At 68.6% G+C, this 271-nt stretch carries 1 protein-coding gene; it reads right to left on the bottom strand.

Annotation, left to right across the window (positions count from 1 at the left end; genetic code table 11):
• The coding region (locus QN347_RS19955) for a substrate-binding domain-containing protein (RefSeq protein ID WP_323494424.1) at positions 1–271 on the bottom strand (271 nt) is incomplete at both ends.

The raw sequence follows: 271 nt of genomic DNA, 5'->3' as shown, positions 1-271 counted from the left end.
CGTCGGCCGTGGCCTGGTTGATGTACAGGTCGCGGTACTGCGGGTCGGTGTCCGAGTCGAAGGTGACGACCTTGGTGCCGGCCGCTCGGGCCTCGTTGAGGGCGCTGCCGATCGCCGTGGGGTCGTCGGCGGAGATGATGATCGCGCCGACTCCCTGCTGGGTGAGCGTGTTGATGAAGCTGACCTGGGCATCGGCCGCGGCGGTCGCCGGGCCGACCTCGGCGTAGGTTCCGCCGAATTCGGTGATCGCCTTGGATCCGCCCTTGTCGGA

The sequence above is a fragment of the Sphingomonas sp. 10B4 genome (genome assembly GCF_035019905.1).
GTDB classification, from domain to species: Bacteria; Pseudomonadota; Alphaproteobacteria; order Sphingomonadales; family Sphingomonadaceae; genus Sphingomonas; species Sphingomonas glacialis.
This window is presented reverse-complemented; position numbering and strand designations above follow the sequence as displayed.